The 10,602-nt window shown below is 67.1% G+C and carries 10 protein-coding genes; 8 read left to right on the top strand and 2 right to left on the bottom strand.

The window, feature by feature from the left end; translation table 11 throughout:
- Positions 1–231, top strand: a 231-nt coding sequence (locus O5O54_RS20870; protein ID WP_279483787.1) for a hypothetical protein, incomplete at its 5' end; no start/stop codon positions are given.
- On the opposite strand, the gene O5O54_RS20865 is transcribed toward O5O54_RS20870, so the two are convergent.
- Both O5O54_RS20865 and O5O54_RS20860 read right to left on the bottom strand, forming a co-directional pair.
- Positions 197–1,195, bottom strand: coding sequence for a site-specific integrase (locus O5O54_RS20865; RefSeq protein ID WP_279483786.1), 999 nt, complete (start codon positions 1,193–1,195; stop codon positions 197–199). The genes O5O54_RS20870 and O5O54_RS20865 overlap by 35 nt on opposite strands.
- A 122-nt stretch (positions 1,196–1,317) precedes the next feature.
- A complete protein-coding gene (locus O5O54_RS20860; protein WP_279483785.1) occupies positions 1,318–1,923 on the bottom strand; it encodes a GntR family transcriptional regulator in 606 nt (201 codons plus the stop codon).
- Between the two features lie 261 nt (positions 1,924–2,184).
- On the opposite strand from O5O54_RS20860, the gene O5O54_RS20855 reads away from it, so the two are divergent.
- The 7 genes from O5O54_RS20855 (at position 2,185) to O5O54_RS20825 (ending at position 10,595) form a co-directional block, all read left to right on the top strand.
- The gene (locus O5O54_RS20855) at positions 2,185–3,252 is read left to right on the top strand and encodes a sugar ABC transporter substrate-binding protein (protein ID WP_347814903.1); all 1,068 of its coding nucleotides are present in this window, start codon (positions 2,185–2,187) and stop codon (positions 3,250–3,252) included.
- A gap of 110 nt (positions 3,253–3,362) precedes the next feature.
- Positions 3,363–4,913 (top strand): sugar ABC transporter ATP-binding protein, encoded by a 1,551-nt coding sequence (locus O5O54_RS20850; RefSeq protein ID WP_279483783.1) that lies wholly within the window; start codon positions 3,363–3,365, stop codon positions 4,911–4,913.
- Positions 4,910–6,982: an ABC transporter permease gene (locus tag O5O54_RS20845; RefSeq protein ID WP_279483782.1), complete on the top strand. Its 2,073-nt coding sequence runs from the start codon at positions 4,910–4,912 to the stop codon at positions 6,980–6,982. The genes O5O54_RS20850 and O5O54_RS20845 overlap by 4 nt, the downstream gene beginning before the upstream one ends.
- Before the next feature lie 20 nt (positions 6,983–7,002).
- A complete protein-coding gene (locus O5O54_RS20840; protein ID WP_279483788.1) occupies positions 7,003–7,773 on the top strand; it encodes an SDR family oxidoreductase in 771 nt (256 codons plus the stop codon).
- Positions 7,773–8,720 (top strand): 3-hydroxyacyl-CoA dehydrogenase, encoded by a 948-nt coding sequence (locus O5O54_RS20835; RefSeq protein WP_279483781.1) that lies wholly within the window; start codon positions 7,773–7,775, stop codon positions 8,718–8,720. The genes O5O54_RS20840 and O5O54_RS20835 overlap by 1 nt, the downstream gene beginning before the upstream one ends.
- A 23-nt stretch (positions 8,721–8,743) precedes the next feature.
- A complete protein-coding gene (locus O5O54_RS20830; RefSeq protein WP_279483780.1) occupies positions 8,744–9,694 on the top strand; it encodes a 3-keto-5-aminohexanoate cleavage protein in 951 nt (316 codons plus the stop codon).
- A gap of 28 nt (positions 9,695–9,722) precedes the next feature.
- Positions 9,723–10,595, top strand: a complete 873-nt coding sequence (locus tag O5O54_RS20825) for an SMP-30/gluconolactonase/LRE family protein (protein WP_279483779.1) — start codon at positions 9,723–9,725, stop codon at positions 10,593–10,595.
- Positions 10,596–10,602 lie beyond the last annotated feature (7 nt).

The raw sequence follows: 10,602 nt of genomic DNA, 5'->3' as shown, positions 1-10,602 counted from the left end.
GTCACGACAGGACTCTCGCTCCCGCTGGATGAAAAACGGGGGTCACGTCAGCAGGCTTCCCGGCGCCGGCAGAAGCCTACTGCTGTCCAGGTTGATAACGAGCTCACGGACATCGATCGCATTCTTGCCAGCTTCGAGGCGACACACGGAGGTTTGATGCACGATCGACAGTTGGACATTGAACACATCATCGAGACTATCCTAGCCGCGCGACCAAATCTGCCGGATTGAGGCGCGTGTAGCGCTTCAACATTTTCAGCTCGCGATGGCCGCTGATTTCGGAGACCTCGATCACATTCAGCCCCTTCTCGAACAAGCGGCTGACCGCCTCTCGACGCAGATCATGGAAGCGAAGATCCGTCACTCCCGCACGCAGACAAAGGCGCCGCCACGCCTGCTCGAGCGCGCCGGCCGAGATGGGGAAGACGTGATCGTTGATCACAGCCTCGGGTTCAGCACTCTTCAGCGATTGTAGCGCTTCGACCGCCCTCCCCGTAAGCGGCACCTGACGTGCACTGCCGTTCTTTGTAAGGCTCAAGGACGCGATCCGGCGATCAAAGGCTACGTCTCCCCAGCGGAGCCCAAGAAGCTCGCCACGGCGCATCCCTGACTCACTGGCGACAATGATGAGGGCCTTCAAGCATGGCGTCCGCCCAGCGTCGCATGCGGAAAGCAGTCGAGCCTCCTCATCATTCTGCAGCCGACGGCTGCGGGCATCGTTTACCTGCGGGCGACGGATCGCCTTCGCTGGGTTACGGGCGAGCGGGTAGCCCCAGTCCTTCATGGCGACCTCGAGGACGTGGCTTACGATAGCGAGCTCACGCAGCACGGTCGATGGTGCTGCGATCGCGAGCCGCTCATCGCGATATCCGGCTAGGTCAGACGCGCTTAGGCCGATCAGGGTGCGGTGAGAGAGTTCGTGTCGAAAGAGCACGTCGATACGCTGCCCCTCTTGGACATATCCGCGCTTCTTCGGTGTCACCTCGCTCTGGTAGCGCCTCATGAGATCGCCGAGCGTCGTCGTCTCGAGGACCTTAGTATCGGGCGCGGCACCGAAGCGGTCGACCTGGGTCTCAAGTTCACGCGCCCAACGCTCAGCCTCGGATTTAGAATCGAATGACTTTGCCCTCGGCTTCATTCCGCGACGGCGCACCTGAGCCTGCCAACGTCCCCGCAATTTCCTGATTGTGGCCATCAACCGCTCCGACATCCTTACCAAAATTGCGTAGGAGGCCGGCGCGTCGGGGCCAAGGATTAAACCAGGACAGGCGATCATTCGTATCGAGAAGGGAGTTCCCTGCCTTCGGAGCGTGCAGCTCAGATCAAATCGCACAACACGCGATATGCACCAGTGATATCGGCCTGCAAGGCGTTCACGGCGCGATCTACGTTTGCTCCCTTGAACGCCTCGAACAATTCCTCATGCCGTTCATTTGAGATGTGAAAGTTCCCCGACCCGCGCAAAAGGTGGAAATAGGGGCTGATCTGGAGCCAAAGAACCTCGATCATACCTGTGAGCACAGGCGAGCCTGCTGCGCGATAGACGTGGAAGTGAAAGTCGTGATTGGCGCCGACATAAAGCTTGGCGTCAGCCGTGCGCTCGGCCTCGCGCAGGCGTTCCAAATTGGACGCGAGATCGCCGAGAAATTCCGGGTTCACAAGGTTGCCCGCCCAGCGCACAGCCGTCGTTTCCACCTCGAGGCGCACACGCGTGAGATCGTCGAGGCGCGCGCGCGTCAGCTTCGGAATGCCTATCGTGCGGCCGGAGACAACGGTCAGCGCACCAATCGCCTGAAGCCGCACTAGGGCCTCGCGCACCGGCATGGGACTGACGTCGAAGGCCTCGGCGAGACTGGCCACCGTGATCGACTCGCCGGGGGCGATGCCACCTTCGAGGATGAGACCAGACAGACGACGGAACACGCCGTCCTGCAGAGTCTCCCGACGCAACGGCGATACACTTCCTCGAATAGCTGACATGCCGAACCCCTGCCTACGCTGTTTCGCCACCCAGCATAAAGCGTTCGAGAGTCCCCTTGAAGCCGGTTTCGATTTTTGATCTAAAATCAAAACGACGCCGGAAAGACCGATGGAGAGACGGTTCGCGGCGCTTCGTGGGAGGATATGATGACGTTTGCGACCCGCTGCGGGACGCTGGCGACGGCGCTCGGCCTATCGGCCTTGATGGCGCTGTCGGCCAACGCCCAGGAGAAGCACAAGGTCTATTTGTCGATGAGCTACATCGGCAACGACTGGCAGGCCGAGGCCTCCAACATGGTCAAGGCCATGGCCGCCTCCGCCGACATGAAGGACAAGATCGACCTGGAAGTGCAGGTGGCCGGGCCCAATGCCCAACGCCAGATCCAGCAGATCAACGCTATGGTCCAGGCCGGCGCCAAGGCGATCGTCGTTTACCCGATCTCGCCGACGGCGCTGAACCAGGTCGTCAAGAACGCCTGCGCCAAGGGTGTCAAGATCGTCGCCTACGACGCCGAGATCACCGAGCCCTGCGCCTACAACGTGACGATCGATCAGGCCGAGGCCGGGCGGCGCACGGCCGAATGGCTGGCCGACAAGCTCGGCGGCAAGGGCAGCGTCGTCATGGTCACGGGCGTGCCGGGCACCTCGGTCGATACGGCCCGCACGGCTGCGGCGAAGGAGGTTTTCGCCAAGCACCCGGACATCAAGATCGTCGGCGAGGCCGTCGGCCTCTGGAGCCAGGCCGTGGCGCGCACGGAGCTCTCGAAGCTGCTCGCCACGCGCAACTGGGACGGCATCGACGGCCTTTGGATGCAGGTCGGTTGCTACACCGCCAACTCGATGCAGATCGAGGCGGGCCACACGGCCGAGCAGTTGAAACCCTGCGCGGGCGAGGGCTCCAACGGCGGCCGCATCCAGATGCTGCCTAAGGGCACCGAGGTCGAAGGCGCCGACGGCACCTACGCCCCGATGGGCGCGCCGCGCTTCTCCTACGCCTCGCCGCCCTATTCGGGCGCCTATGCGCTGAAGCTCGCGGTCCAGATGCTGGACGGCAAGACCGACGTGCCGCACCACACGACGCTGCCGCTGCCCATCGTCACCAACGACACGGTGAAGCTCTGCGAGACGGGAACGTGGGAGGAGATGAAGAACGGCTGCAACGCCTTCAAGCCGTCCATCGTCGCCAATCCCGGCTGGTTCGCCTCGATTTTCTCAGCCGAGACGCCGGAAGTCGGCCTGAACGCAGCGCTGGTTGGCCAGCCCGAGCGCTGAAGAACCGGACGAGGACGCGCGCCGGGCTTTAGCCCCGCGCGTCCCGCTCCCAACATCCGACGCGCGGCGACCCGCCGCGCGGCCCTCCTCATCCGTGCGACGAGAGTGCCATGACCCGGTTCGCCCCGGCGCCCGCCATTACGTTCCAGTCCGTGTCGAAGGCCTTCGGCGCCACCAAGGCGGTGAGCGAGGTCAGCTTCTCCGTCGCCCCCGGCGCGGCCCACGCGCTGCTCGGCGAGAACGGAGCCGGCAAATCGACCACGATGAAGCTTCTGTCGGGCCTGATCGTGCCCGACAGCGGCGACATCCTGATCGACGGTCAGGCGAAGCGGCTGGCCAGCCCTCGCGACGCGCATCGCGCCGGCATCCGCACCGCCTTCCAGGAACTGACGCTGGTGCGCGACCTCAGCGTTCTCGACAACATGCTCCTGCCGAGCGCCCCCACCGGCTGGCTCGGCACCCTGCGCCGGGGAGCGGTGGCCGAGCGGGTCGCCGCCCATTTCGAGCGGCTCGACATGCGCGTCGATCTCCATGCGGAGGCGGGCACGCTCGATCTCGCGATGCGCCAGAAGATCGAGATCGCCCGCGCTCTCTACCGCGATCCCCGCATCCTTCTTCTCGACGAGCCGACCTCGGCGCTGGCGGGCGGCGACGTCGACTGGCTCGGCCGCATCATCGCCGACGCGACGGGGCGCAACTTGACCGTGCTCTTCATCTCGCACCGGATGCCGGAAGTGCGGGCCTTCTGCCAATCGATGACAATACTGCGCAACGGACGCCACATCGCGGACGGCGCGGTGTCCGACTTCTCCGACGATCAGGTGGTGGAGCTCATCATCGGCCGCTCGCTCGACCAGACCTTCCCACCGCGCTCTGGACGGCCAGCCGCCAGCCTGCCGCCGCCGGTCCTCGAAACACGATCCCTCTGTGCCGGGCCGAAGCTGCGCGACGTGGTTCTCCAGCTCCGCCCCGGCGAGATCCTCGGTGTCGCCGCGCTGCAGGGCATGGGCCAGCTCGACCTCTTCTCCGCCTGCTTCGGCGCGGTGCCGGTCTCGGGCGGCGAGATCCGGGTGGACGACCGGCCGGTGCACTTGTCGACGCCCGCCGATGCGCTGCATCCCTCGCTGCGGATCGGCTTCCTGCCGGAGGACCGCAAGACGCAAGGCCTCTTTCTCAAGCTCGACGGCACCACCAATGCCAGTCTGCCGGTGGTCGATCGCTTCACCCGCGGCGGGCTGATCGACGAGACGGCCGAGCGGGCGGCGACGGAGGCCGTGTTCTCCGTGGTGGACGTCTCGCCGGTCGCGAGCTTCACCGAGGCGGGTGCCTTTTCGGGCGGCAACCAGCAGAAGATCGCCATCGCCAAGTGGCTGGTCGCCGAAAGCCGCATCCTCCTCCTGTTCGACCCGACGCGCGGCATCGATGTCGGCACCAAGCACCAGCTCTACGACCTGATGCGCGCCTTCGCCGATGCGGGCGGGGCGGTGCTCTTCCATTCCACCGAGATCCCCGAACTCGTCCATCTCAGCGATCGGGTCGTCGTTCTCTACGAGGGCCGCGTCGCTGCGCGGCTAGAGACCGACGCCATCGACGAGCGTGCCATCATGGGCGCGGCGCTCGGCGGCGCTTCGCCCGCGGGTGTCATCGGAGCCGCTGCATGAGCCGCATCGCCGCCCCGCAGACGCCGGCCGACTTTCGCTGGCTCACCCGGAACCGCGCCCCGCTCGTCGCCCTCCTCTTGTTCTGCGCCCTATTCGCGCTGGTGGACGCGATCACTCCCGGGCCGATGAGCTATTTCGATGTTTCCTTCCAGGCGAGCGGCGGAACGCCACTCGCGCTCGCCGCCATGGGCCAGACGCTGGTGGTCCTGTCCGGCGGGTTCGACCTCTCGGCCGGCGCGGTCATCTCCCTGGTCAACGCGGTGCTCGCCGCCACGATGGACCCGGCCGACATGGACGCTTCCGTCCTCGTCTGGACGCTGGTGGGCATCGCTGTCGGCATGCTGGTCGGCGCCTTCAACGGCTTCTTCGTCGCGGTCCTGCGGCTGCAGCCGATCGTCGTCACCCTGTCCACCATGTTCATCGTGCAGGGGCTGACGCTCCTCGTCCTCGACCAGCCGGGCGGCTTCGTCTCGCCCTCGCTCGGCACGCTCTACATGGCTGATGCGATCCCCGAGCTACTGCCCGCCTCACTGGTGCTTCTCGGCCTCGCCGCGTTGTTCTGGCTCTGGCTAAAGAAGACGCGCTTCGGCGTCGCGCTCTATGCGGTGGGCAGCGATCCGCACGCGGCCGCCGCGACAGGGGTCCGCGTGCCGTTGGTGCGCTTCGGGGCCTATGTCCTGGCGGGCGGGTTCTATGGCCTCGCGGGCGTCTTCGTCAGCGCGCAGACCGGCTCGGGCGATCCGCTCGTCGGCAATTCGCTGCTGCTCTCGATGTTCGCGGCGGTCGTCATCGGCGGCACACGGCTCGGCGGCGGCAAGGGCGGCCTCGTCGGCACGATCTTCGGCGCCTTCGTGCTGATGATCGTCGTCAACATCCTCCTCGCCCTCAATGTTTCGGCCTATTTCTCTACCATCGCGGAAGGCGGCGTGCTGCTGGCGGCCGTCCTCGTGGGATCCTTCGCCAAGGATTCCGCTCTCGTCCAGCAGCTCCGTCGCCTGGCGGGCGCGGCCCGCGCTCGGCGTGCCGGGACGCACGTCTCCCAGCGCCCGGCCGAGGACCGCAAGCTCGCTTTCGCCGCGACGCGCAGCGGCGGGCGGCCGGCGGCCGACCGCATCGACGAGCCCGGCTTTCTGCAGCGCCATGGCCGCAAGCTGCGCCACGCGGTGCCCGCCTATCTGTGCCTCGCCATCGTGCTGGTGGCGACACAATTCGTGCTCGGCAACACGCTGGCGAACTGGGGCTTCTGGAACTCGCTGCTGGTCCTGTCGACCTTTCTCGTGATCCTCGCGCTCGGCCAGGGCTCGGTGATCCTGACCGGCGGGCTCGATCTCTCCGTCCCTTGGACGATCGGCCTGTCCGGCATCCTCTTCGCCGGACTGGTGCAGGGCTCGGACCCCGCGCTCCTTTATGCCGTGCCTGCCGTTCTAGCCCTGGCCGCGCTGATCGGCCTTCTCAACGGGCTCGGCGTCGTCGCCCTCGGCCTGTCACCGATCGTCGTCACGCTGGCGGCCAACGGCATCCTGCAAGGGGTGGCACTTCTCTATTCCGGCGGCACGCCGTCCGGCTTCGCCTCGCCCGCCCTGCGCTGGCTGATGACGGGACGGCTCGGGCCGATCACGCCCGTCCTCGTGCTGCTCGCGCTCTTCCTGGTGCTGGGCACGCTCCTCCTTTCGCGCACGGCATTTGGGCGGCAGGTCTATGCCGTGGGCAACAGCCTGGAGGCGGCGCGCCTGTCGGGCGTGCGCACGGGGCGGACGATCGTCGGCGTCTATATCCTGTCGGCGCTCTGCGCGGCGCTCGTTGGCGTCCTCCTCACCGGCTTTTCTGGTCAGGCGAGCTTAGGCATGGGCGACGACTATCTGCTGCCCTCCATCGCGATCGTGGTCGTCGGCGGCGCGCTCATAACCGGCGGGCGTGGGCATTTCCTCGGCATGGTGGGTGGCGCGCTGCTCCTCACCGCGCTCCAGACCCTGCTGGCGGGCACGACGCTGCCCTACGCCTTCCGCGCCATCTTCTTCGGCTGCGTCGTTCTCGCCGCCGTCATCGCCCTTCGGGAAAAACGGAGCTGACCAGAGTGGCCACCAACATAATGAGCGGGCTCGAGGGCCAACGCGTCATCGTCACCGCCGGGGCCGGCGGCATCGGCCTCGCCACCGCCCGCCTCCTTCATGCCGAGGGCTGCCGCCTTGCCGTGTGCGACGTGTCGGACGAAGCCTTGGACAAGGTCGCCACCGAGCTTCCCGGCGCGATCACCGCGCGCGCCGACGTATCGGACGAGGCCGACGTCGCTCGCTTCTTCGAGACTGCACTGAGTGGCCTCGGCGGGCTCGATGCGCTCGTCAACAATGCCGGCATCGCCGGGCCGACGGGGGGCGTGGAGGAGATCGCGGTCGCCGACTGGCGCCGCTGCCTCGATATCGGCCTCACCGGCCAGTTCCTCTGCGCGCGCCTCGCCGTGCCGGAACTGAAGAAGACGGGCGGCGGCTCGCTGGTCAACATGTCCTCGTCCGCGGGGCGTCACGGCTATGCCTTCCGCACACCCTACGCAGCGGCCAAATGGGGCGTCATCGGCTTCACCCAGTCGCTCGCCAAGGAGCTCGGCCCCCACAACATCCGCGTCAACTCCATTCTGCCCGGCATCGTCGCGGGGCCGCGCATGGAGGGCGTGATCCGCGCGCGAGCCGAGCAGACCGGCGTCTCCTACGAGGACATGGAGGCGCGGTATCTCGCCACCACCTCGTTGCGGCGCATGGTGACGCCGGAGGACGTGGCCGCTTCGATCGCCTTCCTCCTGTCGAATGCCGGCCGCAACCTCTCGGCCATGTCCTTCAACGTCGACGGCAACGTGGAGACCTTGTGATGCGGATCGTCACCGTCGTCGGCGCGGGCCTGATTGGACGCGCCTGGGCCATCACCTTCGCCCGAGCCGGATGCCGCGTGCGCCTCTGGGACCCCGACGCGGAAGCTGCGCCGAACGCCGTCACCTTCGTGCGCTCGGTCGCCGAGGATTTGTCGGCCAATGACCTCCTGTCGGGACGCTCGGTGAACGAGGTGCTCGGGGCCATCGAGCCCGTCGCCGATCTCGCCGACGCCTTGGCGGGCGCGACCTGGGTTCAGGAATGCGGGCCGGAGAAGATCGAGGTGAAGCGCGAGACCTTCGCGATGCTCGACCGTCTGTCGGATATGGAGACGGTGCTCGCCTCCTCCTCCTCCGCGCTTCTGCCGTCCGCGATTTCGGAAGGGCTACCCGGCCGCGCCCGCGTCGTCGTCGCCCACCCCATCAATCCGCCCTATCTCGTGCCCGCCGTGGAACTGGTGCCCGCCCCTTGGACGGACCCCGCCGTGATGGAACGGGGAGCGGCCTTCCTGCGCGAGGTCGGCCAGGTCCCTCTGGTCATGGAGCGCGAGATCGACGGCTTCATCATGAACCGTCTGCAAGGCGCGCTTCTCGACGAGGCCTTCCGGCTGGTCGAGGGCGGCTATGCCAGCGCGGCCGACGTCGATCGCGGCATCGCCGACGGGCTCGCGCTGCGCTGGAGCTTCATCGGCCCCTTCGAGACGATCGACCTCAATGCGCCGGGCGGCATCGCCGACTATGTCGCGCGCTACGGCCCGATGTATGCGGGTCTTGCGGAGACGATGCGCAGCCAGCCCGACTGGGCGCGCGCGACGGCGGGCACCATCGAGCCGGAGCGCCGCGCCGCCCTGCCCGCCTCCAGCCTCGCCGAGCGCCAGACCTGGCGCGACCGCCGCCTCATGGCCTTGCGCGCCCACAAGCGCGCCGCCGACCGCGACCTCGGTCGCTGACAGCCTTTCTGAAGGAAATCGACATGTCCCGCACAGCCACCCCCGCCCCCGCCGGCAAGGTCATCATCACCTGTGCCGTTACCGGCGCGATCCATACGCCCACCATGTCGCCGCACCTGCCGATCACGCCCGACGAGATCGCGGCGGACGCCATCGGGGCGGCGGAGGCCGGCGCGGCAATCCTGCATCTCCATGCCCGCAACCCAGAGAACGGCAAGCCCGACCAGACGCCGGAGGCCTTCGCTCGCTTCCTGCCGCGCGTGAAGCAAGGCACGAACGCCGCCATCAACATCACCACCGGCGGCAGCCCCTACATGAAGGTCGAGGAGCGCGTTCTGCCGGCCGCGACCTTCAAGCCCGAGGTTGCCTCGCTGAACATGGGCTCGATCAATTTCGGCCTCTTCCACCTTGCGCCGAAATACGAGACCTTCAAGTTCGACTGGGAGAAGCCGCATCTCGAAGCCACGCGCGACCTCGTGTTCCGCAACAGCTTTAAGGACATCGAGTATATCCTCGAGACCTGCTACGGCAACGGCACGCGCTTCGAGTTCGAGTGCTACGACATCGCCCATCTCTACAACCTCGCCCACTTCGCCGACCGCGGGCTCGTCAAGGCGCCCTTCTTCGTCCAGTCGGTGTTCGGCCTCCTCGGAGGCATCGGCACGCACCCCGAAGACGTCATCCACATGAAGCGCACGGCCGACCGGCTGTTCGGCTCGGACTTCCGCTGGTCGGTGCTCGGCGCGGGCGCCAGCCAGCTTCGCATCGCCGCGCAGTCGGCTGCCATGGGCGGCAACGTGCGCGTCGGGCTGGAGGACTCGCTCTGGGCCGGCAAGGGAAAGCTCGCCACCTCCAGCGCCGAGCAGGTCCGCATGGTGCGCGCCATCATCGAGGGGCTCGGCCTTTCGATCGCCACGCCTGACGAGGCCCGCGCCATCCTCTCGCTTAAGGGCGGCGACAACGTCGGCTTCTGAACGAACGCCTATCAAGGGGGGACCAGCGATGCTGCGCATCGAACTCATGGGCGACCAGCGCGATGTCTTGGGCGAAGGCCCGCTCTGGGACGCGGAGGAGGAACGACTCTACTGGATCGATTCCTACGGTCCCGCCGTCTTCTCCTGCCGAGCCGACGGCCGCGAACGGCGCCGCTGGTCCGTCCCCGAGCCCATCGGCTCGCTGGCGCTGCGCCGGGGCGGGGGCGCGGTCGTCGCGCTACGCAGCGGCTTCCATGCCCTCGACTTCGAAACGGGCGAGGTCTCGCTCATTGCCGCGACCCATCCCGGCGAGCTCCGCCCCCGCCTCAACGACGGCAAGGTGGACCGGCAGGGCCGCTTCCTCGCCGGCTCGATGGATTTCGAAGAGCGCGACGACGTCGGGGCGCTTTTCCGGCTCGACTGCGACCTGTCCGTCCACACGCTCGATACCGGCATCGTCTGTTCCAACGGACCGTGCTTCTCGCCGGACGGAGGCACGCTCTATTTCGCCGATACGGGCCGCGCGGTGATCTATGCCTATGACTACGACACGCAAACCGGAAGCGTGCGCTCGCGCCGCGTCTTCGCCAGCTTCGAGCGCGAGCGTGGCCTTCCTGACGGCGCGACGGTGGACGCCGACGGCTATCTCTGGTCCTGCGAGGTATATTCGGGGCGACTGATCCGCTTCGACCCTTCCGGCGTCGTCGATCGCGTCGTCGGCATGCCCGTCCAGTCCACGACCAGTCTCACCTTCGGCGGGCCGAACCTCGACATCGCCTACGTCACCTCGATGGCCCGGCCGTTCCAAGGCGCCTACCACCGCGAGCGGGAGGCTGGCGGGCTCTTCGCCGTCCATGGGCTGGGCGTCACTGGCCTGCCCGAACCCCGCTTCAACGGATAGGAGTTTC

Origin of the sequence: Aureimonas sp. SK2, from assembly GCF_029813115.1 — a bacterium.
Taxonomy (GTDB): Bacteria; Pseudomonadota; Alphaproteobacteria; order Rhizobiales; family Rhizobiaceae; genus Aureimonas.
Note: the sequence above shows the minus strand (reverse complement) of the source record. Positions and strands in the feature narration are given on the sequence as shown.

Bases quoted from the DNA above. Each gene is read 5' to 3' on its own strand.
- O5O54_RS20840 (WP_279483788.1), top strand. From the start codon at position 7,003: ATGAGCGGGCTCGAGGGCCAACGCGTCATCGTCACCGCCGGGGCCGGC.
- O5O54_RS20850 (WP_279483783.1), top strand. From the start codon at position 3,363: ATGACCCGGTTCGCCCCGGCGCCCGCCATTACGTTCCAGTCCGTGTCG.
- O5O54_RS20835 (WP_279483781.1), top strand. From the start codon at position 7,773: ATGCGGATCGTCACCGTCGTCGGCGCGGGCCTGATTGGACGCGCCTGG.
- O5O54_RS20845 (WP_279483782.1), top strand. From the start codon at position 4,910: ATGAGCCGCATCGCCGCCCCGCAGACGCCGGCCGACTTTCGCTGGCTC.
- O5O54_RS20825 (WP_279483779.1), top strand. From the start codon at position 9,723: ATGCTGCGCATCGAACTCATGGGCGACCAGCGCGATGTCTTGGGCGAA.
- O5O54_RS20865 (WP_279483786.1), bottom strand. From the start codon at position 1,195: ATGGCCACAATCAGGAAATTGCGGGGACGTTGGCAGGCTCAGGTGCGC.
- O5O54_RS20830 (WP_279483780.1), top strand. From the start codon at position 8,744: ATGTCCCGCACAGCCACCCCCGCCCCCGCCGGCAAGGTCATCATCACC.
- O5O54_RS20855 (WP_347814903.1), top strand. From the start codon at position 2,185: ATGGCGCTGTCGGCCAACGCCCAGGAGAAGCACAAGGTCTATTTGTCG.